Below are 20,338 nucleotides of genomic sequence, written 5' to 3'. Positions count from 1 at the left end.
AGGGGCACTGCCCCGACTCCCCCAGTCAAGGGGCCGGCCGCCCCTTGCATCCCTGCTTTTTTATCAAATGATGTCTGACAGACTACTAGCAGCCACAAGAGTGGCGTAACACTAACTCAGAAGCCAGCAGGGTTTGGACTGTATGCCGTTCTTCTTGCTCTGTTTCTGCCAGCATGGTCAAGATACGCCGTGCCGCCAGCATGCCCAATTCACGCTTAAAGACGCGCATTGTCGTTAGCGTTGGTGAGCTTAGAGCACTATATAAAGTGTCGTCATAACCAATGACCGCAACATCTTCAGGTACACGCAACTGATTTTGTTGTAACCAGCGAATTGCGCCAAAAGCCATTGCATCATTGGCAGTAAATATCGCGGACAGTTTTGGGAGGGCGGTTAAGGCTTCTTTGATCAAGGCCATACCCGTCTCCATATTTGTGTCCTCGGCTCGGAAAATATGCGGTGTGAGCTTCGCCTGTTGCATGGCCAGTTGATAGCCAAGCCCGCGGCGAGCAGAACTAAACCAGGTTTCAGGTCCTAACAAAGCTACAATCGAGCTATGTCCGTGCGCAAGCAAATGTTCGGTTGCCCATTGACTGCCCTGTAAATCGTCAATATTTACCGAGTCGATGGCTGCGCTAGGAAGATTGTTATCGATAAGGACAACTGGCATCCCGATTTGTTTTAATTCGCTAATGAAATTTGTCGAAATATCTGGACCTGCCAGGATTAAGCCATCGACGCGACCTTCGGCCACTGGCTTAAATGTCTCAACCGAGTCGACCTGTCTGCCATTGATTGTCGTCAGGAGAAGATGATACCCATGATTGGCCAGCTCTTCTTCAACCCCACGCATAATGATCGGATAAAATGGATCATCCTCAACAGGACTATGCAGCTGATTGACGACATAGCAGATTGTCGCCGTCTTTGTTGCTGACATGGCGCGATTAGCGAAAGAGCTTGTCTGTTGCAACTCTTGCGCAATAGACAATATTCGTTCGCGTGTCTCTGGTTTGACACCATCCTTGCCATTTAGTGCACGTGACACCGTGGCAATTGAGACTCCCGCCCTGGCAGCAATATTGATTAAACTTCCTGACATTTAGCCCTCAATGTAAACATTTCGTAAACGCATGTGTTGAGTATACAGAAAAAACCTTAGTAATGTCAAGCACTGTTTGCAATAAAAAAGAGAATTTTTGCAAAAATATCTGCGAAGGAGCCGATAATTCCTTTTAATTCGCGAAAAACATGCAATAATGCCCGATTGTAAGTGACTGTTCCGCAAAATAAATGTAAATAAATTTACAATATTTTACATTTATTTACATTGATGGGCTTCTAATGAGTTGTGGAGTTGGGAAACCCAAATTTTCCTTTCATCCATATGCCCAGGCTTCAATAGTGGATTAATACGAGCGAACTATGGTACCTTTGCAGTAGCAAGAATCTTTCTATAGTGAGTAAGCGAGAAAAAGCCAATGCCAAAAATGCGTTTTCAAACAGTTATCCAACGCCAGCCAGAACCACTCTATCAGTTGATTCTGGATTTATCGGGTTACAAAGCCTGGCTACCATCCTCAACGTTGTATAGCGAGACGGCATTAACCTCTGACTACCCGCTTCAGGTTGGCTCAAGCTATGTTGATCGTGGTCAAGCCAGCATTATGTATGGTGAAATAACAGTATTAGAGCCAGGTAAACGTATTGTATTTCGCCAGACAACCAATCCTCAGTTACATTCCTTTTTCAAGAATAGTTTAACTATTACTATTTACTACACGCTTGAACCAGTAGCAAAAGGTACAAGTATAACCAGGGAATGTACGATACAGGCGCAGGGCATTTTTATCTTAGCGCAAGGTTTGCTTTTACATAGCATGCGGCAGGAGAATACGCGGATACTGGCAGCTATGAAAAGCTATATGGAGTCTCGTGTTGCTTGAACCACTCGAGGAAAGCTGTTTAGCGTGTGTCTGAGTTCGTTTGTAAGCGCTCTATGAGCTTTTGCAGGCGCGATACCATAAACAGGTCGGCAATGGTATAGAGTGCAGCTAGTAGCCAGCCGCTGGAGAGTAGCATAAGTAGAGCAATCCAGGCCCAGGTGGCAAGATTGCCCTGATGCGCCAGAAGGAGGGATAGGGTGCTGGCAGCAATAGGATAAATCAGTAAGCCCGTTCCCAGTCCAATCAGGCTTGCTCGCAGGCGGGTTGGTTTGCGTGGACTTAAAATGACAAAGAGCCACAGAAACGTGTGTATAATAGTTGCGACAATTGCGCCAGCAAAGGTACTTAGATTGACGAGGCTATTATGAAAGTTGCGCTCTGAGATAGCGATAGCAATTACTGTTGTTACAATTGCTAAAATGATCAAAGTTAACGAATACAGTAAGCCGCTCACGTTTGTACGCACTTTTGTAGACATTGATAGCACGACCTTCCTTTGCGTTTTGCTTAATTGTATGTATTATCATCTATCTCAGTAAAAAATGGAAGGGGAGGAAATGAAGTGCAGGTGGATTGGCTGTTCTATCACTAGCGCTTTGGCTGTTGTTTCCTCACGCCGAGTTTTTTATAGTTAGAAGAAGAGCTATACAGTTTTTATACTCATGATTTTTGGTAATCTACACAAAAGGAAATATTTTGATGTATACGTTTTCCTGGCGCACAATTTTCTCCTGGACATATGTGCTACGTTTTGTCGTATTGATTTTTGGACTCTTTCTTTATTCTACTGGCATCGTCTGTCTGTACCGCTCCAGTTTTGGCCTGGATCCCTGGGATGTACTGCATCAGGGTATTAGCTTACATTCTCCCCTTTCCTTTGGTCTGGCTAATGTTGCTGTTGGCGCTACGCTGATAGTGATTTGCTTGTTTTTAAAAGTGATTCCTGGTGTTGGAACTGTATGCAATATGTTATTGATTGGCTTATTTGTAGATGCGCAGATACGCCTGAACTGGTTGCCTGATCTTAGCCATGCTTCCTTGCTGGTGCGTTTCCTGGTCAATGTATTGGGCGTACTGGTGATAGGTTTTGGGACCGCTTGCTATATTGCACCTCATATGGGAGCCGGCCCACGGGATGGTTTGATGCTGCGCCTGCATACATTAACAAAATTACGTATCTGGATTGTGCGTGCCATCATTGAGTGTAGTGTGCTCTTGATAGGCTTTTTGCTGGGTGGTACCGTTGGTCTTGGCACCATAATTTTTGCCGCAGGTATCGGTCCCGCGGTAGAGATCAGCATTAACCTGCTCAACAAAATGCGTATCACCGAACGTCTGGTTCCACCTGTGGAGACTTCCACCCCTGCGACAGCATCTGAACTTGACCAGATCCAATCTACGGCTGAAAACCCTTGTTAGAATTCTTTATTGCTCGTGTAGCCCTTGACAGAATCACTTCTGCATGTCATGCTATATGTACACGTGTACATGCACTTATGGGGGAAAAAGAGGAATGGTTACAAGTGAGCAGGTTGCCCGATTGGCAGGCGTTTCGCGGGCCACAGTTTCACGGGCACTGAATGGCTCGCCGCGCGTAAGTGCGGAGGCCAGAAAGCGCATTGAGGAGGCGATTGTTTCGCTGGGATATGAGCCCGATGTCGTTGCGCAAAGTCTGGTACGCCAGCGTTCACGGACAATCGCGCTGTGTCTTTTCTTTGGGAATGACAACTCAACTGTTCTCTCACGGTTTGGCGAGACGCAACATTATTTTTATCTGGATATGTTGCGGGACGTTGAACAGGAGATTGCAGTAGCTCACTATGATTTATTGCTCCATTCAGCTTCTACCACGAAGAAAAATTATATTCGTAGCTTACAGACACGTCATATCGCGGGTATTCTTGCCATCGCGATGAATCCGACCGATGTCCGTATCCAGACATTGCTTGAGGCGGAGATACCAACGATCTTTATCGATAGTATCAGTCAGGGTGTGCATTCGACCTATGTGACCTCAGATAATCTGGATGGTTCACGTCAGGCGACCGAGCATCTTATCCACCTGGGCCATCGGCGTATTATGACGTTGATTTCTGGTACGGATGGTCCTGTAGGCTCGAAGCGTCTGGCTGGCTATTGTCAGGCCTTGCAGCAAGCAGGACTACCGGTTGACGAGCAGTTAATCTATCCTGCCGGTTGGAATACGGAGGAGGCTTATCAGGCTACCATGACATTGTTACGCGAGCGCCAGCCACGAGATTTTACTGCCATTGTCGCGGGCAGTGATCTGATGGCGATTGGTATTTTGCGTGCCATTCATGAAAGTGGATTACATGTTCCCAATGATATCTCTGTCATCGGGTTTGATGATGTTGATCTTTGTCGCTATACTGAACCCCCACTTACCACTATTCGGCAAGATCGTTCAGCGATGGTACACGGTGCTGTACAACGTCTTATCCAGATGATCGAAACAGATGATAAGCAAGAGGAATGTCGGCTATCACCTATCATTACTCCCACAAAATTAATCGTGCGCGCATCGACTGGACCGGCTTTTCTACAGGCATGAGTCGATTCTGGTCGGTATACATGCGCCCGGTGGTGTCGGAGGACTGATAACATTTAACGCTTGAACTGGCTCTAATAGAGCAAGGAGTTTTTCAACGATGACAAAAATTACCTTTATGGGTGCTGGTAGTACAGTATTTGCCCGCCAGTTGATGACGGATATTCTGCATATTGATGGCTTGAACGAGGGTACATTTGCACTGGTGGATATTGACGCTTCACGTTTGGAGCTTGCCCATCAGATTGCAGAGAAGTTAGTGGCTCATAGTGGCCGTAACTGGAAGGTGGAGTCTTCAACCCAGCGTCGGGATGTGCTGCCTGGCACCAACTTCCTCATCAATACCATTGAAGTAGCGGGCATGGCCAATGTACGTTATGACTTTGATATTCCCATGAAATATGGTGTTGATCAGTGTATTGGTGATACGATTGGACCAGGTGGTATTTTTAAGGCCTTGCGTACCGGTCCTGCCTGGCTGGATATCCTCCATGATGCCGAGGAACTGTGTCCCAATGCATTGGTATTAAACTACACAAATCCCATGTCGATCCTCACCTTTGCTGCCCTGACAGGTACAAAGATGCAGACCGTGGGTCTCTGCCATAGCGTTCAGGGTAGCTCCAAGCAACTGGCTGATTATCTGGATGTGCCATATGAAGAACTGGAATGGCGCTGTGCGGGTATCAACCACAATGCCTGGTTTACCGTATTACGCCATAATGGTGAAGATATGTACCCACGCTTGCGTGAGCGCATGAAGCAGTCAGAGATTTACGAGAAAGATCCTGTGCGCCTCGAAATCATGCTCCATTTTGGCGCATTCGTGACTGAAAGTAGTGGACACTTTTCCGAATATGTACCGTATTTCCGCAAACGTCCAGAGTTAATTGAAAAATATTGCCGCCCTGGCTATCTGGGTGAAACCGGGTTCTATGCGAACAACTGGCCAACCTGGCGTGCCAACAATGAGCAATATATCAAAGATCTGGTTGATGGTACCAAAGAGTTGCCCTTCAAGCGTAGTCACGAGTATGGTTCAGATATCATTGAGGCCGTATCACAGCATCGCCCCAAAGTTATCTACGGTAACGTGCGTAACACCGGTTTGATTGATAACCTGCCAGATGGTTGTGTCGAAGTTGCCTGTCTGGTGGATCGCAATGGTATCCAGCCCACACACTTTGGCAAACTGCCCGAGCAACTGGCTGCCCTGAATAAGGCCCACATGAGTGTCCATTCGCTGATGTGCGAAGCCCTGCTCAAGCGCGACAAGCAAGCCGCCCGTTATGCCTTAATGCTTGATCCACTGACCGCAGCCGTCTGCTCACCAGCCGAAATTAGCTCCCTCTTCGACGAAATGTGGGATGCCGAACGCGAGTACCTGCAATTCTTCGAATAAATCGCCTTACCAATTCTCTAGATATGCAAGCGCAGCCCTCTTCAACAAGAGGGCTGCTTCTTATTATAAAGCCATCTGTCATTTCCCAAAATTCTGAGGGGAAGATGCTGAGGCGAGGCGGCCGTGACCGCCTCGCCTCAGCATCTTCCCCTCAGGAACAAGCGAGAGCCGTAGGCGTGAGGTGTGAGGGATAAAACTTGCACATGGCATTATTTAGGAAAAAGCTTCCTCACAATAAAGTTCAAGCTACCCAGTACAACAGCACCCAGGATGAAGACCGTGAGTAACGTCCCTTTAAACAAAACAACAATCACCAACGCAATCAAGATCAACAGCAAAGGATTGCGATACCACAACTGAGATGCCCGCTTACTTTGAAAGTAGAGTCCCACCAGTAGCACCAGATAGAGTGGAATGAGCAGCACAATCGGAATATGAAAGAGCGCCACCGGACTAATAAATAGGATTGCCAGGGGAAGCAAGAGCCAGGTATTAGTGTGCCATGGACCATCCTTTGGTCGCTGGCGAAATGCGATCCAACAAGCCACCACAAGTGCCACACTCAATCCAATCGCATACAAAGTAAACCTTGTCGTCCCACTGAATAGCGTTGACACATCCAACCCCGATTCCAGAACAGAACCAGCTATGCTGTACATAAATTTGTCCTTGAATACTACACATATGATCTTATACTATACAAGCCCCACCACAAAAAATGCAAGCCGCAAAACCAACTAACGGAGCTATGTCATTTTGCTCTTTGGCGCCTGCGGCACCACCTATGAAATATTGTGAGTCTGATCATTGCCTCTACACGACTTCTACTTGAAAATGAAATAGCCCTCACCATCCAATCCCCCATCCCATAAAGCCACCCAATCCTCTTTAGTATATGGTGCTGAAAAAGGCGCTGAGCGCCTTTTTCAGCACCATATACCACTTCTTATCGCGCCGTAGGCGCGAGATCCCTCCGAGACCAAAAACCCTGTCTTAATCTAAGATAGGGTTTTATCCTCCCCATCATTTTGGTGACCGCGAATGACCTGGTAGAAGTGGGTACGGGGTTTGCGACGGATAAAGCGTGTGATGTTCGGACTTTTTTGAATGGTGACCACCGCCCCATCTTTAAGTTCGCAATTCCATTGTCCATCGGCAGAGAAAACACCATCCTGTGAATTCGTCGCAATTTGTAATTGAATCGTGGATTGCAATGGAATAACCACCGCCCGATTAGACGCCAGATGTGGTGCAATCGGCGTCAGGATACAGCCCTCAATTTTGGGATGCAGGATAGGTCCCCCAACTGATATATTATAGGCCGTTGAGCCGGTCGCCGTGGAGAGAATGAGTCCATCGCCATAGAACGTATCGAAAAATAGCTCATCAATCCAGGTGCGTACATAGACACCACGAGGCCAGGTACCACGGGCGATCATGATATCATTGAGGGCTTGAAATTCTTGTTGCTCCTCACCATTTGCGATCGTTGCCTGGAGCATTGAACGCTCATCGATCCAGATCGATTTGTCGCCATTAAGATAATAGGGCAACTCTTGTTCTAACTCATCCGGTTCTAACTCTGTCAAATAACCGACGCGTCCAAAGTTGATGCCCAGAATTGGTGTGCCTTGTGCCTGCTCAAGATGGGCAGCATGGAGAATCGATCCATCACCACCCAGCACGATCATCATCTTGCTGGCCTTCAACTCGCTATCCAGGATTGGTTGTTCTTTATCGGTGATGTTGATCAGATAGGACTCATAGCCATAATGTTGCAAAAGTTTGCTCAAATGAGGCACCAGTTGGAGTGTTTCTGGTTGAGATTCAGCATACAAAAGTGTAATTTTCTTCATTGCCCTCTTTCCCTCAGGATCTATTGTCAAAGTTATATAAAGGATCGGAATGGTGGTCCTGCTTATGACTTTGTTATTGTAGTATTGATAGAGTACTAAACTCAAAACTTGTCCAGTTTCAACGATCAAGTTTTTTCTATTACTCTATACTACCACTACGATCCAGATCATTTTCGATCACTCTTTTGTGGCAATTGATCACCAGAGTATATCTCAATGAGGCGTTCTGCCAGGGTCTCCCATGGACGCGCAACCACTACAGATATATTGTATTTATGCGCTTCCTGTCTCAACCATTGTCCATAAAGCCATTTTGCCTGCGCTTCCCTCTCTGTTTCTTGTAACCTATCGCGATTGATACCACGCCCGCGAGCCTTAATATTGGCATGCAGGACTGCTACCTGTGATTCGTATAGAAAAACAGCCTGGAGGTGTCCATTTTCTTTATAGCGATTGAGTTGTGGACGAGCCAGTAATTCTGGGAGAATACCATCTCCTTCAATGATCAGTGGGGCGTTGGTGTCTATATGATTGGCAATGATTATTTCCAGTGCTGGCATGAGGGTATGTCCCGTCGCGACCAGGCGATCACGTAGGATTTCAGCTGGTTGTTGCCAGATATCTGTCGTGTCTGCAAAAAAATAAAGATCTTTTGTGGCGTGTGGTTGTGGCAACGTGACCTGACTATATTGGAAGGCGAGACGTATATCATCAACCTGCATCCAGGGGATTCCTAACTGTACTCCCATTTGGCGAGCCAGCTGCGTTTTCCCAACACCAGAGGAGCCCCCAATTAAAAGGACCAGCCAGGAGCGTGTTTGATTCATAGTATGTGACACCTTTGTCATTATTCATGAATTTGTTCTTACGACCATTTTGATAGCAGGTATGCTGACTTAAATGATGGATAAGCCACCGAAGAAGCGTGCGTGTTCAATCTTGATACATCTGTTTTGTACAAAAAGTAATCCGGCTTTCTGAGCTCTCTCTCTGGTTTCTTCGTTGGCTATGCCGAGCTGTAGCCAGAGCGCGCTGGCACCAGCACTGGCGGCTTCGTCAACAATTGGTGGTGTCTGTTCGCTGCGGCGAAAAACATTGACTAACTCGATCTGCTCACCAGCCGCCTGTGCATCTGCCAGGGTAGCATAAACGCGTTTGCCTAGGATTTGTTGACCGGCATAGACCGGATTAATGGGAATGATATCGTATCCGGCTTCCTGCATATATGCTGACACATCGCGGCTGGGACGGCGTGGTTTGGCTGAAAGACCCACCACTGCAATATGGCGATAGTGTTGCAAAATGTCAATCACCAGATCCGGCATGCGATCGTCTATCGTATTCTCCATAGCTCACTTTCTCCTTTAGTCTTCGAGTGGATAGTTGCCTCCTTTCTGATAGTATAGTTGGAAAGGAGGCAGTTTGTGCTAATATTTCGTACTACTCTTACAGTTTTCGTGAAAGGATCACGCCGGTATTGAGGCCGATGGTGTGTAAGCCGCCGAAGAAGCGGGCATGCTCCATTTTGACGCAGCGATCCTGTACAAAGACCAGGCCGGCTTCACGGGCCTGCTTGCCTGTTTCTTCATTGCGCACGCCCAATTGCAGCCACAGTACCTTAGCCCCAATCTTAACAGCTTCCTCAACGAACTGTGGTGTATCTTCGGCCTTGCGAAAAATATCCACGATCTCGATCTGCTCACCAGCGGCCTGTGCCTCTGCCAGCGATGCATAAACACGTTTGCCGAGGATGGTTTTACCGGCATAGCGTGGATTGATCGGGATAATATCATATCCTTCAGCCTGCAAGTAGATGGCTACGAAATGGCTTGGTCGATAGGGATCGGCTGAGAGGCCAACGATCGCAATATGGCGATACTGTTTCAGCAGCTGCAGACGATCATACATATCTGGCGTATCTGTGTTGGCGGGTGTCTCGGACATGATTATGCTCCTTTTTCTGCATTCTTCGCTACCGCCGCCGCTTTTCCCAGAGCCTGTTCTAGATCCCAGGTGATATCTTCAATGTTTTCCAGTCCAATGGAGAGACGAATCAGATCGGGCGTGACTCCGCCTGCGATCAGATCCTCTTCTGACAACTGTTGATGGGTTGTACTGGCTGGATGAATGATCAGGCTGCGAGCATCACCAACGTTGGCCAGGTGCGCGAATAGTTTGACGTTGTTAATTACGGCTTTGCCAGCTTCATAGCCACCTTTTACGCCGAAGGTGAAGATGGCACCACCACCACGGGGCAGGTAGCGTTGTGCCAGACTATGTGAGGCATCAGCGAGTAATCCAGAATAGCGTACCCAACTGACGGCTGGATGTTCCTGGAGAAACTTCGCAACCTGTAATGCATTCTGGCAGTGGCGATCCATTCGGAGTGAGAGGGTCTCCAGACCTTGAAGCAGTAAAAACGAGTTGAATGGACTCAGGCTGGGACCGGTATCGCGTACCGTTTCAACGCGGGCCTTCATAACAAAGCAGAAGTCGCCAAAGGTTTCATAGAAACGAACGCCATGGTAGCCAGGGGATGGATCCACGATATGGGCGAACTTCCCATTATCCCAGGGAAATTTGCCGTTTTCGATCAAGACACCACCAATAGATGTGCCATGTCCACCAATGAATTTGGTGGCTGAATGGACCACAATATCCGCGCCATGCTCAAATGGACGACAGAGGTAGGGAGTGGCAAAGGTATTATCAATAATTAATGGTACACCCGCTTCATGGGCGATATCAGCGACGCTCCGGATATCCAGCACATCTCCACCTGGATTCCCGATGGTTTCGCCATAGAATGCCCGTGTCTTTGAGGTGACAGCGCGTCGAAAATTCTCCGGATCGGTGCTATCCACAAAGATAGTGTTAATACCCCAAGTACGTAAGGTCAGATCAAACTGTGTATGCGTGCCTCCATAAAGGTTGTTGGCGGCGACAAGTTCATCGCCTGGACGTAAAAGTGTCATCATCACAGCCATCTGGGCCGCCATACCTGAGGCGGTTGCTACTGCTCCTGTGCCCCCTTCAAGAGCCGCGATACGTTCCTCAAAAGCGGCCGTGGTTGGATTCATGATGCGTGTATAGATATTCCCAAAGCGTTGTAGCGCAAATAAGTGCGCGGCATGGTCGGTATTATCAAAAATATATGAGGTTGTTTGATAGATTGGTACAGCCTGTGCCCCCGTAGTGGGATCGGGCCGTTGTCCTGCATGTAGGGCTAATGTATCAAAACCGAAAATGTGGTCCCCATCGATCTCTGGCATGGATATCTTTTCTCCTGCGAAATAGTGCTAGCGCCTATCTGCTCTAAGCGATACAGTTTTATCAGGCAAACGTTGTCATGTAACAAGAACAACGTGCACACCTTCAATTCATCCTTTATATGGTGCTCGTTTTTATTTTCATGGGTGGCGCGATCGACATGAAAAGGGACCATGCTGCAAGAAAAAGCATAGGACATACCTTTTCGCACCATGATCCCTTTTTACGATTGCCCATACAAGAAATTGCTGTTTAGCTAAGTGTGTAGCAGGAGCTTTTTTTGTGTATGTTGATATCGTATGCAGGAACTAGAACTCGCGTTTGCCTGACTGGGCTTTGTTGTGATCGCCAGACTCAGCATTGAGAGCTTTGTTGATCTCGCTTACTGAGTTGAACTGCTGTTGAGCAGGCAACTGACGCAATGCATTGCAAACCTGCTCGCTGGCACCTTGCTGGCGGGCAAAGTTAACAACCTCTTCCCGTTTGGCAGGAAACTTCATATTCTTCAAGTGTGTTTCAAGATTCATTGATTCTGCTGTAGCCATGGTAAATTCTCCTTTAAAAAAATCCGTATTTATACGAATCGTACTTGCGAAATACCTCAAATTTGTACTGAAACAAATCTGAGTGACTTCTCTTATCAGGGTACCTCTAGCTAGAAGACAAAAATGCTCATGTGTGTATATTTTTAAGTATTTCAGCATAAAGAATAAAATTGATCTCAATATTGTTGTGATAAGCAGAAAGTGAGGTTCTATTGATGAAAGTTGAAATCTGGTCGGATGTGGCCTGTCCCTGGTGTTATATTGGTAAACGTCGCTTCGAAGCTGCGTTGGATCAGTTTGCGCACCGAGATCAAGTGGAAGTTATCTGGCGTAGTTATCAGTTGGATCCTTCAGCCCCGCGTGACTCTGATCAGAAGATGACAGAGATACTGGCGCAAAAATATGGGGTGAGTGTTCAGCAAGCTCAGGCTATGAATAAGCGTGTGGAGGATCAGGCAACTGAGGTGGGACTTGAATATCATCTGGATAAAATCCATCATAGCAATACTTTTGATGCCCATCGTTTAATTCATCTGGCCGCCAGCCATAATGTGCAGGATGCGGCAAAAGAGCGCTTGCTGCGGGCTTATTTTACCGAGGGCGCGGCCGTTGGCGATACCGAGACTCTGGTGCGGTTAGCGACTGAAGTTGGTATTGATGCCGAGGAGGCTCGTTCTATGCTGGCTGGTAGCGCTTATGAGGATGATGTAGATGCTGATATTGAGCGTGCCCGTATGTTTGGTATTCAGGGTGTGCCATTCTTCGCGTTTGATGAAAAATATGGTGTTTCTGGCGCTCAACCGACCGAGGTCTTTACGCAAGTTTTAACACAGGCCTGGACTGAGTCCCATCCACTTATCAGTGTCGGTGCTGCTAACGCTGATGCTGGTTATTGTGAAGGTGACAATTGCGTCATTCCACAGGCTGACTAAATCTTTTTAATCGATACTTCTTGTAGTGTGAGGTGGCAGAAAATTGTTGCCTCAGCCAACAATTTTCTGCCACCTCACACTACATTTTTTTTGCTCTGCGAAGCAGTGCAAGGGCATTTGTGCTCGAAAAGGTCCTGAATAGCTATGAACTAAAATGAATATGCTAGCTTGCTTAGCTATGAAATGACCCTGAATGAAGAAGGCAAACATCATAGATATGTCGATATCGTAAGAAGAAATCGTTCAGCGTACATTGTACAGGTTATCTTCACTTTTTCTGCCAGGCAGATAGTCGCTAAAAATGGAGGATTGTGAATCATGCCAGAACGAGATAGCAGTCCACAAAACGCAAATTCTCATCCCCAGGACGCTGGAAAATTTGATGCGGCACGTCATATGGCTGAGCGACGGATTGATAAGGCGATTGATCAATATGCCAGGAAAATCCCCGGCGCCAAGCAGTTTGTAGGTCAGGCGAAGAAAGCTTCTTCAGATGTGTTAGATAACCTCGAGAGGCAGGCAGAAAGTCGATTGGGTGGTATCAAGAGTGGCGCCGGTGGTATTGTAAGTGGGGCTGGTGACCTTTTAGGGGGTCTGTTTGGCAAACGTAAACCCAAGGAACCTCCTCCACAATAAGCGTTATGGTTAACCCTGGTTTGTTATCGTAAAACCAGCGTATGATCCTTCACGCTGGTTTTACAATCGTCGGTTGGTAGTTGAAGACACTTCTGTTTTCTCCTGCCGACTGACTGTTTGTTTTATGTGGCAGACATCAAGCACTGATATTTGCCAGGACCAATAACAGCTGTCTGATTGCCTCTGCATTATCGCTGGCCCGTTGTGTTCCTGTTGAGATGCCAAACTCGCTGCATGCCTCTTCTAACGAGTGCATCTTATACTCGCGTTCTGAGGCTTTGACACCTGCATACAAGGCATATTTGCCCATCATGCAATGTGAGACGATCGCAGGCAAGGCCAGTTGGTAGCGTGTGGCCGTCTGGCGTAAGACACGCAGATAGAAGGCCGCATGATAAATAATCAGCTCATTTTGGATGAGTAATGGATAAATTTGTTGCCAGATGTCGGTGAATGTTGGCGCCTGTGCCAATGTATTGGTGGCAATTCCGTGGATGTCGCCGATTGTGGCCCCTATAGGTTGGCCTGGTTTCACAGGCGAACTGAAAATCACTTGTCCAGCCAGATTGATTATCGCCAGTTCAATAATTTCATCAACAGTTGCTATGTTGGTTGTCTCAATATCGAGAATGAGAGGTTGACGTCTGACAATTTGCTGGGCCCAGCGTAATACTGCTGGTCGCTCGGCTAGATTCACTGCTGTCGCCACGGGTGTAGAAACGGCCTTTTGTTGCTTCTTGATGATCTGTAATGCCTTTTCGGACGTGGTCGTCTTTCCTTGTGGATCCTTAAGAATCCATTGGTTGTTCTCCTTAGCCCAGCGATAGCCATGCTGTTTTAATAAGGCATTATTCTGGCTACGCTCATCATTATCAAGCGCCATGTCTTCTGGTCTCCTCTCAAGCAATCGATGTTCTAGGTGAAATATATCATATTCTCCTTTTAAGGACCAATAGTACCACTTGTTCCATCCATTGCCTTCATGATATCTTTTCAACGGTATCTAGAGAATGGATGGTATGTTTGGAAAGGGGAAATTTGATGAAGTATTATCAGCGCGTGCTTATGCTGACTGGTATTTTTCTGTTGGTATTAGCCAGTCTGGCTGCATGCTCAAATAGTGTCTCAAATGGAAGTTCTTCAAGTAATGGCTCACAGAATGGGCAGGGTGCTGATAGCACACCGTATGTCCGTAGTACTGCTGGTTCCAGTACAGCCAAAGGAACCCGCCGTGTCCTTTTTGATGCCGCCCATGCTGAAACTTCTGGGAACGCGGATTGGATTATCAGCACCAGCATGCCTGATCCTCTCAAAGAGAACGCGCATCCCACTCGTGAAGATGACTGGACTGGTGGTATTAGCGCCTGGGGTGTAGCATTGCTGCAGTCCAATCGATATGCCTTAAAGACCAATACCCGTCCTTTGACATACCACAATAACAGTAATGCGCTTGATCTGGGTAACTTTGATGTGCTGGTCTTGCCTGAACCAAATAAGTTATTTACCAGTTCTGAGAAGATGGCCATACTGAATTTTGTCCATGCGGGTGGAGGTCTCTTTGTGATTGCCGATCATGCAGGTAGTGATCGTAACCACTATGGCTCTGATTCGCCCACTATTTTGAATGATGTGATGAATACTGGAAGTACAACCCGCAATGCCTTTGGTTTTCAATTTGATGAGATAGATATCAACTATGATAACCCCCGTGTTCTGGCCAGTACCTCTGACCCGCTGCTGAAAGGTCCTTTTGGTCAAGCGAAAGGGAGTATTATCCGTGATGGGACGACTGAGAGCCTGTATCCCAAGGTGAATCCCGCTGTTCGTGGTGTGATCTATCGTAAAGGAGCCAGTGCTGGTAGCGAGCATGGCGCATTTGTAACCCGAAGTGCATATGGGAGTGGCCGCATTGTCGCTATTGGAGATAGTTCGGCTATCGATGATGGCAGCTGTTCTTACAACAAGAAATGCTTTGATGGTTGGCACGATCCAGCCGCTCAGGATGATATTCTGATCCTCAATGCGACAGAATGGCTAGCTGGCAGTAGCACGAATGGTTCATTCAATAATTGATCAGGCTCTCATATAAGTTGTTATATATGCAGGCAGATTATTTCTAAAATGATTTTACATAAAGGACATAGCCTGACTGCATTGATTGCTTTATCCAGTTCTTATTTGTTTCTTATAGTAGAAAGGTCTTTCCAAGTATGAAATCAACCAAACTGATGCTAATGGGAATATTGTTGATGTTGTTGGCGGTCAGTCTGGGGACCAGTATTGCTCCGGCATTATTTAATATATCGGCAAGCAACCCATTTTTTGTGATCAAGTTGTTTCCTGGTATCGAGGCCTTCCTGGTCGTGATTGGATTTGTGATGGGTGTGGTAGGCTTCTTTCAGAAGGATGGACCAAAAGAGAGATTGTAAGCATACTCCGGGGGATCTTCTGCTTGTTTGCATTTTTGAAGATCCCCTTTTTCTCTGGCTTAGAATGGAACAATATTCATTTCTGTCTGCTGCAGTGCGTCTAGGACGATGCCCATTGCTTCGGTGGTAAAGTAGTTCTCGCTTTGTGGCTGGCCATCAACGTTTTTTGAAATATAGTTCTGAAACGTTGGCGTAAGCCTGTAGAAGTAGCCATGATAGTTGGGTTCATAAAAACTGCCGGTTAGTAGATTGATGAGTTGTTGCTGCTTATCCAGATACTTTGGCTGTCTGCCAAGCTGCCGTAATATTTGATTGTAGCGGTAAAGGCCGATCAGCGTATGGGCCTGTGATCTGGTTTCTTTATATTTTTGCTCTAGTTTGCCACTATTTAAATCCAGGGCAAAATAGAGTCCTCCGTTGTCTTGATCCCAGAGGCCGCTACTAAATAGCAGGCTTTGCAGGACTTGGTCCGCAATATCCAGGTATTGCTGGGTATGTGTAATGGTGTAAGCATCCATCAAGGCTTCAACGATGCTCCCCTGTGTGCCAGGTTTGGCTTGATCATTGAGTACTACCTGTGTGCCATTGTCGTTGACCGACATATTGTTATAAAAAAGATGGGCCCGTAAATTGTAGGATGCTGCCATGGCGATATTCAATGTGTTCTTGCCGGCCTGTAACCACTGAGGATTATTCCAGCGCGTACCTGCATCAATCAAGGCTGCGCCGGCGGTAATGGTATGTTCAACACTGTAAACACCAGGTTCATGGGCTTTATTGTAGAGGAGATTAAGATTGGTATCATACCAATTATTGTAGTAGTTGGTGGCCGCCATATTGGCCTCATTTATCAGTGTGAGATCGTTGAGAAATAGCCCTGTGCGCAACAAATAGAAATAGATCCAGCCTTTCGGCAGGTTATAGTTAAAGAACTCATAGTGCACAATAGGTGAAATCTTCTGGATATCTTGATCATAACTGCTATCGCCAGGATGGAGATATTTGTATTCAGCCATGCTGTTCAGATAATAAAGATCGGTCTGGCTATCGTGGCTGCCGGGTGGATCATCGTTCGTGCTCACATTGAGTCTATTGGTCTGGGTAGGATCATTCATTTGCCAGTTGACGTAGAGCCCCCCTGTCACAAGCCCCTTTGTTTTTGCATTGGCATTAAAGCCATTTGCACGCATGTTAAGCAGTACCTGTCGGGTTATCTGATCGACAATTGTATTAAGGGTTGAGGCTTTTTTATCTATTCTGGCTGCCTGCGCTCCAGTAGTAGAAAATATATTGGTGATGCCGAAGCAGCATACAAGAAATATCGCCAGAATGATGCGCTGTTTTTTTGCCATAGACCACCTACCACTTCTTTAAAACGGGATTACCACACATCTGTATTGTAGCAAGTACCTTAACAGATAAGATGAAATGTGATAATTTTGTTGGTCTATGGTCAGGCGAAAAAAACAACGCCGCTACCAATACACATGCGTATGGAGTCGCGTCGTTTTTTCGCCCCGTTAGTGGCAATTCATTACGCTTTAAGGCTGGCCAGATCAAATTTGCTATCGGCAAGTTGCTGCCCGTTACCAGGAACAGTAACCTCAGAGATGATTAATTCCTTCAAGAGGTCCATCTGGCTATCATCATTAACCATCAAGGCGGCTCGTAGCACACCTTTATCCAGGTAGAGGGCCGTAAATGTACCCTTAGCTATATCTCCGCGGATAATGCTCTGGTGCCGACTGGATGGGTAGCCGACCATGTTGATTGAGAGGTCAAACTGATCCGAGAAGAAGTATGGAATATGGCGGTAAGGGGTATCCGCTCCAACCATGTTGTCGCCGGCAATCTGGCCTGAGGCTATGGCATTATCCCAGTGCTCAAAGTGCATAACACCGGAGATCGGATCTGGATAGGCGGCAACATCGCCTGCGGCAAAGATGCCCTCGACCTTAGTTTCCAGATGTTCGTCGACAATAATGCCATTACGCTTGTCGATCTCCAGTCCTGCTGATTCCGCGAGTTCAATATTGAGTTGAATACCAATACCAGCAACGGCAAAATCGCATGGAATATCTTCTGTTTTATTTTTGTCACCGGTGGAAGTAATGCGGACACTGGCGAGCTTACCATCCTTGCCGGCTACAAACTCGGTTGCGCCATAACCATAGCGCATGGTTGCTCCCTCTTTCTCAAATTTTTGGCGAAAGAACTGGGATACCTCAGGTGAAACGATGTTTGACCAGATACGTTCTTGTGGTTCTATGATCGTAACTTTTGCGCCCTTTGTTAACGCGCTGGCTGCTACCTCCAGACCAATAAAGCCGGAGCCAATGATGACGATATGTTTGTTCTTACCAATCAGTTTACGCAGTTCATTGGAATCATCCAGAGTACGTAGAAGATGAACGCCTGGCAGATCCGCGCCAGGAATATTGATCTGACGTGGTCGTCCTCCTGTAGCAAGCAATAAGGTGCTAAATTTTAGCGTCTGTCCATTATCGAGTTGAACAGTGCGTGCCCGGGTATCCAGCGCGGTCGCCTGCGTCTTTTCTATTACCTCGACCCGTTGCTCTTTATACCATGGAGCCATCTGGACATAGACACCCCCCTCACCATAGATACCATCCGCATCAATCTCTGCGCGCAAATATTCTTTTGACAATGGTGGTCGATTATAAGGGATATAGTGTTCCTGTGTCACTATGACTATACTGCCCTTATTATCTTTTTTGCGAATCTCTTCTGCGGCCGTTGCGGCTGCTAAGCCACCACCTATTAATAGATAATCTATGACGCGCTCAGAATTTTGCGTTGACATATAATTGTCCTCTTTCTTTTATGTTTTATCCAGTGATGTTCAGGCTCCTCTTTCTGTATGGACGAGAACATCTTTATCACTGGACTTTACACGTAGTAGGCTCCCTGATGGTTTCCCTCAAGAACTCAATATTACAGTTCAGACAAATGGGGGTCGTTGTTAATCGCATCTGTTTTTTTTGCGGTAACTCAAGAACTCAATATTACAGTTCAGACACATGGAGGACCCGCTAGATGGCCGCGGCCATCTAGCGGGTCCTCCATGTGTCTGAACTGTAATATTATGCGAGCGCCGCAGGCGCGAGGTGTGTGGTAGCACACAAAGAAAAATATCACGAAAAAAAACAACTATATAAATGAACCCCTTTGCCGATGAGTAGGTATAGTATATAGCAGTTCAGCTTTTTTTAATGATAGCGTTAAAAACCCGCATTGGGCACCAGAATGTATTTGCTAGCAGAACCAAAAATTGACGTTTAAACTAATTTAGACAAAAGGCCCCCAACCTTGCGGAGGGCGGCCTGATCAAGTAAAGTTTCGATACTAAATCAAACAAAAACGGAGCTTTACTTGTATGAACCTTAACACATTGAGACGCTTTCGTCACGAGATCTATGATTGTTGTGAGCGAGCCAAAGATGCGCTCTTTACGACCATGGATGCCCTGATCACCCAAACCCAGGCTCGTTCGTTGCCCGAATTGTCGCAAGATCCTCGCTTCCAACGGCATTGGTCGAGTGTCTACGAAGCCTTTGAAGATGGGCGCATTGATCGCAAGCGGTTGCAAGAGGTTTTTGTGCGCTATCTGCCCGCGCCCCCGCAGGGCCGTCGACTCTGGATTGGGATTGATGCCAGCAGTATCGCTCGACCAGCGGCTCGTACCTCGGCGGATCGGACGGCCCAACCGGTGCACAATCTGCCCAAGAGCAAGCAAGCGATCACCTACGGTTGGCAGTTCTCGACGGTGGTAGCCTTGCCTGAGCAACCCAGCAGCTGGACCTACCTGCTGGACCAGCAACGCATCGCTTCCTCGACCACTGCCATTGAACTGGCATTCACGCAACTTTCGGAATTGGCGCCGCAATTGCCAGTTCACAGTATCGCGGCGCTGGATCGTGGATATGATTCGACTTGGCTGTGGTGCCGCTGTAGCACTTTGCCAGTCGGTGTGCTGGGCCGTCTGAAGTGCAATCGTCGCTTCTATCGACCGGCGCCCCCACCAACGGGAAAGCGAGGAGCGCCGTGCAAAGATGGGGCGATCTTGCAACCCAAAGATGAAGCGACCCATGGCGAGCCAGATGGAAAGGCGGAATGCACCGATCTGAAAGGTCGTCCTGTTGAGATCAGCTGGTGGAAGCATCTGCATGTCAAGGAGGCACGGTGGCTGGAACTGAGTGTGATGCGTGTGCTGCGACCACATGCTACCAACCAGGAGCGCGATCCGCGCATCAGCTGGTTTGTCTGGATTGGCGATCCCAATGCAGATCTCGCCGACATCGCGTTGGGCTATGCACGGCGCTTTGGTCAGGAACACGGCTATCGCTTTGACAAACAGGCATTGTTGTGGGAGAAACCGCGTTTGCGTACTCCCGAGCAATTTGAACGCTGGAGCCAGGTGGTCGCGATGGCGCATAACCATGTGGTGGTGGGTCGAGATTTGGTGCAAGCGCATCTGCACCCATGGGAAAACAAGCAGCGCCCACCCACGCCACAACAAGTGCGACGCGGGTTTTCCAAATTGTTGGTATGTTTGGGTACCCCTGCCAGATCGCCACAAGCACGCGGAAAAGCGAAAGGCCGGATCAAAGGAGCCACGATACGCAAGGCGAAGCGGTATGCACCAGTTCGCAAGACGCCGAAAGTGCCTCAACTTGTTCCATCCTGATGCAGATGTGCGCACCAACATCGATCATCTTTCTTTGAACGGAAC

General features: G+C 47.3%; 21 protein-coding genes. 9 read left to right on the top strand and 12 right to left on the bottom strand.

Annotation, left to right across the window (positions count from 1 at the left end; genetic code table 11):
* Nucleotides 1–85 precede the first annotated feature (85 nt).
* On the bottom strand, nucleotides 86–1,102 hold the full coding sequence (locus EL633_RS28710) for a LacI family DNA-binding transcriptional regulator (protein ID WP_126630661.1): 1,017 nt from the start codon (nucleotides 1,100–1,102) through the stop codon (nucleotides 86–88).
* Between the two features lie 379 nt (nucleotides 1,103–1,481).
* Here EL633_RS28710 and EL633_RS28705 point away from each other — a divergent pair, with 379 nt between their 5' ends.
* Complete coding sequence (locus EL633_RS28705; protein WP_126630660.1) at nucleotides 1,482–1,946, top strand: SRPBCC family protein; 465 nt, start codon at nucleotides 1,482–1,484, stop codon at nucleotides 1,944–1,946.
* Between the two features lie 19 nt (nucleotides 1,947–1,965).
* Here EL633_RS28705 and EL633_RS28700 read toward each other — a convergent pair whose 3' ends face one another.
* The gene (locus EL633_RS28700; RefSeq protein WP_126630659.1) at nucleotides 1,966–2,424 is read right to left on the bottom strand and encodes a hypothetical protein; all 459 of its coding nucleotides are present in this window, start codon (nucleotides 2,422–2,424) and stop codon (nucleotides 1,966–1,968) included.
* Between the two features lie 221 nt (nucleotides 2,425–2,645).
* Here EL633_RS28700 and EL633_RS28695 point away from each other — a divergent pair, with 221 nt between their 5' ends.
* The 3 genes from EL633_RS28695 to melA all read left to right on the top strand — a co-directional run bounded on the left by EL633_RS28695 (nucleotide 2,646) and on the right by melA (nucleotide 5,917).
* Nucleotides 2,646–3,365 (top strand): YczE/YyaS/YitT family protein, encoded by a 720-nt coding sequence (locus EL633_RS28695; RefSeq protein ID WP_126630658.1) that lies wholly within the window; start codon nucleotides 2,646–2,648, stop codon nucleotides 3,363–3,365.
* A 94-nt stretch (nucleotides 3,366–3,459) separates the two neighbouring features.
* Nucleotides 3,460–4,518 (top strand): LacI family DNA-binding transcriptional regulator, encoded by a 1,059-nt coding sequence (locus EL633_RS28690; RefSeq protein WP_126630657.1) that lies wholly within the window; start codon nucleotides 3,460–3,462, stop codon nucleotides 4,516–4,518.
* Between the two features lie 97 nt (nucleotides 4,519–4,615).
* A complete protein-coding gene (gene melA, locus EL633_RS28685; protein ID WP_126630656.1) occupies nucleotides 4,616–5,917 on the top strand; it encodes an alpha-galactosidase in 1,302 nt (433 codons plus the stop codon).
* A 209-nt stretch (nucleotides 5,918–6,126) separates the two neighbouring features.
* Here melA and EL633_RS28680 read toward each other — a convergent pair whose 3' ends face one another.
* From EL633_RS28680 to EL633_RS36785, 7 genes are all read right to left on the bottom strand, one after another.
* Nucleotides 6,127–6,576 (bottom strand): hypothetical protein, encoded by a 450-nt coding sequence (locus EL633_RS28680; protein WP_126630655.1) that lies wholly within the window; start codon nucleotides 6,574–6,576, stop codon nucleotides 6,127–6,129.
* Nucleotides 6,577–6,915: 339 nt separating this feature from the next.
* A complete protein-coding gene (locus EL633_RS28675; protein WP_126630654.1) occupies nucleotides 6,916–7,773 on the bottom strand; it encodes an NAD(+)/NADH kinase in 858 nt (285 codons plus the stop codon).
* A 167-nt stretch (nucleotides 7,774–7,940) separates the two neighbouring features.
* Nucleotides 7,941–8,600 (bottom strand): hypothetical protein, encoded by a 660-nt coding sequence (locus tag EL633_RS28670; RefSeq protein WP_246039286.1) that lies wholly within the window; start codon nucleotides 8,598–8,600, stop codon nucleotides 7,941–7,943.
* A gap of 69 nt (nucleotides 8,601–8,669) precedes the next feature.
* A complete protein-coding gene (locus EL633_RS28665; protein WP_126630652.1) occupies nucleotides 8,670–9,122 on the bottom strand; it encodes a CoA-binding protein in 453 nt (150 codons plus the stop codon).
* 97 nt (nucleotides 9,123–9,219) lie between these two features.
* Nucleotides 9,220–9,717, bottom strand: coding sequence for a CoA-binding protein (locus EL633_RS28660; protein WP_218027604.1), 498 nt, complete (start codon nucleotides 9,715–9,717; stop codon nucleotides 9,220–9,222).
* A gap of 2 nt (nucleotides 9,718–9,719) precedes the next feature.
* Complete coding sequence (locus tag EL633_RS28655; RefSeq protein WP_126630651.1) at nucleotides 9,720–11,045, bottom strand: O-acetylhomoserine aminocarboxypropyltransferase/cysteine synthase family protein; 1,326 nt, start codon at nucleotides 11,043–11,045, stop codon at nucleotides 9,720–9,722.
* 306 nt (nucleotides 11,046–11,351) lie between these two features.
* Complete coding sequence (locus tag EL633_RS36785; protein WP_161982512.1) at nucleotides 11,352–11,588, bottom strand: DUF2795 domain-containing protein; 237 nt, start codon at nucleotides 11,586–11,588, stop codon at nucleotides 11,352–11,354.
* 215 nt (nucleotides 11,589–11,803) lie between these two features.
* On the opposite strand from EL633_RS36785, the gene EL633_RS28645 reads away from it, so the two are divergent.
* Both EL633_RS28645 and EL633_RS28640 read left to right on the top strand, forming a co-directional pair.
* The gene (locus EL633_RS28645; protein WP_126630649.1) at nucleotides 11,804–12,520 is read left to right on the top strand and encodes a DsbA family oxidoreductase; all 717 of its coding nucleotides are present in this window, start codon (nucleotides 11,804–11,806) and stop codon (nucleotides 12,518–12,520) included.
* Nucleotides 12,521–12,838: 318 nt separating this feature from the next.
* Nucleotides 12,839–13,156 (top strand): hypothetical protein, encoded by a 318-nt coding sequence (locus EL633_RS28640; RefSeq protein ID WP_126630648.1) that lies wholly within the window; start codon nucleotides 12,839–12,841, stop codon nucleotides 13,154–13,156.
* A gap of 136 nt (nucleotides 13,157–13,292) precedes the next feature.
* Here the strand turns inward: EL633_RS28640 and EL633_RS28635 are convergent, their stop codons facing one another.
* Nucleotides 13,293–14,039, bottom strand: coding sequence for a 3'-5' exonuclease (locus EL633_RS28635; RefSeq protein ID WP_126630647.1), 747 nt, complete (start codon nucleotides 14,037–14,039; stop codon nucleotides 13,293–13,295).
* 158 nt (nucleotides 14,040–14,197) lie between these two features.
* Between EL633_RS28635 and EL633_RS28630 the strand changes: the two genes are divergently transcribed.
* Both EL633_RS28630 and EL633_RS28625 read left to right on the top strand, forming a co-directional pair.
* Entirely contained in the window at nucleotides 14,198–15,229 is a 1,032-nt protein-coding gene (locus tag EL633_RS28630; protein ID WP_126630646.1) for a hypothetical protein, read from the top strand.
* Between the two features lie 137 nt (nucleotides 15,230–15,366).
* Nucleotides 15,367–15,585 (top strand): hypothetical protein, encoded by a 219-nt coding sequence (locus tag EL633_RS28625; RefSeq protein ID WP_126630645.1) that lies wholly within the window; start codon nucleotides 15,367–15,369, stop codon nucleotides 15,583–15,585.
* 59 nt (nucleotides 15,586–15,644) lie between these two features.
* Here EL633_RS28625 and EL633_RS28620 read toward each other — a convergent pair whose 3' ends face one another.
* Together EL633_RS28620 and EL633_RS28615 are read right to left on the bottom strand one after the other, a co-directional pair.
* Nucleotides 15,645–16,937 (bottom strand): AGE family epimerase/isomerase, encoded by a 1,293-nt coding sequence (locus tag EL633_RS28620; RefSeq protein WP_126630644.1) that lies wholly within the window; start codon nucleotides 16,935–16,937, stop codon nucleotides 15,645–15,647.
* A gap of 182 nt (nucleotides 16,938–17,119) precedes the next feature.
* Nucleotides 17,120–18,409, bottom strand: coding sequence for an NAD(P)/FAD-dependent oxidoreductase (locus EL633_RS28615; RefSeq protein WP_126630643.1), 1,290 nt, complete (start codon nucleotides 18,407–18,409; stop codon nucleotides 17,120–17,122).
* 573 nt (nucleotides 18,410–18,982) lie between these two features.
* Between EL633_RS28615 and EL633_RS28610 the strand changes: the two genes are divergently transcribed.
* Nucleotides 18,983–20,293: an NF041680 family putative transposase gene (locus EL633_RS28610; protein ID WP_126627163.1), complete on the top strand. Its 1,311-nt coding sequence runs from the start codon at nucleotides 18,983–18,985 to the stop codon at nucleotides 20,291–20,293.
* The last annotated feature ends 45 nt before the right edge of the window (nucleotides 20,294–20,338 follow it).

This window comes from Dictyobacter alpinus (genome assembly GCF_003967575.1).
GTDB classification, from domain to species: domain Bacteria; phylum Chloroflexota; class Ktedonobacteria; order Ktedonobacterales; family Ktedonobacteraceae; genus Dictyobacter; species Dictyobacter alpinus.
Note: the sequence above shows the minus strand (reverse complement) of the source record. Positions and strands in the feature narration are given on the sequence as shown.

What these genes read in the sequence shown, in the direction of transcription:
- EL633_RS28660 (WP_218027604.1), bottom strand. Translation starts at nt 9,717, where the DNA reads ATGTCCGAGACACCCGCCAACACAGATACGCCAGATATGTATGATCGT.
- EL633_RS28630 (WP_126630646.1), top strand. Translation starts at nt 14,198, where the DNA reads ATGAAGTATTATCAGCGCGTGCTTATGCTGACTGGTATTTTTCTGTTG.
- EL633_RS28640 (WP_126630648.1), top strand. Translation starts at nt 12,839, where the DNA reads ATGCCAGAACGAGATAGCAGTCCACAAAACGCAAATTCTCATCCCCAG.
- EL633_RS36785 (WP_161982512.1), bottom strand. Translation starts at nt 11,588, where the DNA reads ATGGCTACAGCAGAATCAATGAATCTTGAAACACACTTGAAGAATATG.
- EL633_RS28695 (WP_126630658.1), top strand. Translation starts at nt 2,646, where the DNA reads ATGTATACGTTTTCCTGGCGCACAATTTTCTCCTGGACATATGTGCTA.
- EL633_RS28670 (WP_246039286.1), bottom strand. Translation starts at nt 8,600, where the DNA reads ATGAATCAAACACGCTCCTGGCTGGTCCTTTTAATTGGGGGCTCCTCT.
- EL633_RS28700 (WP_126630659.1), bottom strand. Translation starts at nt 2,424, where the DNA reads ATGTCTACAAAAGTGCGTACAAACGTGAGCGGCTTACTGTATTCGTTA.
- EL633_RS28655 (WP_126630651.1), bottom strand. Translation starts at nt 11,045, where the DNA reads ATGCCAGAGATCGATGGGGACCACATTTTCGGTTTTGATACATTAGCC.
- EL633_RS28645 (WP_126630649.1), top strand. Translation starts at nt 11,804, where the DNA reads ATGAAAGTTGAAATCTGGTCGGATGTGGCCTGTCCCTGGTGTTATATT.
- EL633_RS28710 (WP_126630661.1), bottom strand. Translation starts at nt 1,102, where the DNA reads ATGTCAGGAAGTTTAATCAATATTGCTGCCAGGGCGGGAGTCTCAATT.
- EL633_RS28665 (WP_126630652.1), bottom strand. Translation starts at nt 9,122, where the DNA reads ATGGAGAATACGATAGACGATCGCATGCCGGATCTGGTGATTGACATT.
- EL633_RS28680 (WP_126630655.1), bottom strand. Translation starts at nt 6,576, where the DNA reads ATGTACAGCATAGCTGGTTCTGTTCTGGAATCGGGGTTGGATGTGTCA.
- EL633_RS28705 (WP_126630660.1), top strand. Translation starts at nt 1,482, where the DNA reads ATGCCAAAAATGCGTTTTCAAACAGTTATCCAACGCCAGCCAGAACCA.
- EL633_RS28615 (WP_126630643.1), bottom strand. Translation starts at nt 18,409, where the DNA reads ATGTCAACGCAAAATTCTGAGCGCGTCATAGATTATCTATTAATAGGT.
- EL633_RS28625 (WP_126630645.1), top strand. Translation starts at nt 15,367, where the DNA reads ATGAAATCAACCAAACTGATGCTAATGGGAATATTGTTGATGTTGTTG.
- EL633_RS28610 (WP_126627163.1), top strand. Translation starts at nt 18,983, where the DNA reads ATGAACCTTAACACATTGAGACGCTTTCGTCACGAGATCTATGATTGT.
- EL633_RS28620 (WP_126630644.1), bottom strand. Translation starts at nt 16,937, where the DNA reads ATGGCAAAAAAACAGCGCATCATTCTGGCGATATTTCTTGTATGCTGC.
- EL633_RS28675 (WP_126630654.1), bottom strand. Translation starts at nt 7,773, where the DNA reads ATGAAGAAAATTACACTTTTGTATGCTGAATCTCAACCAGAAACACTC.
- EL633_RS28690 (WP_126630657.1), top strand. Translation starts at nt 3,460, where the DNA reads ATGGTTACAAGTGAGCAGGTTGCCCGATTGGCAGGCGTTTCGCGGGCC.
- melA (WP_126630656.1), top strand. Translation starts at nt 4,616, where the DNA reads ATGACAAAAATTACCTTTATGGGTGCTGGTAGTACAGTATTTGCCCGC.
- EL633_RS28635 (WP_126630647.1), bottom strand. Translation starts at nt 14,039, where the DNA reads ATGGCGCTTGATAATGATGAGCGTAGCCAGAATAATGCCTTATTAAAA.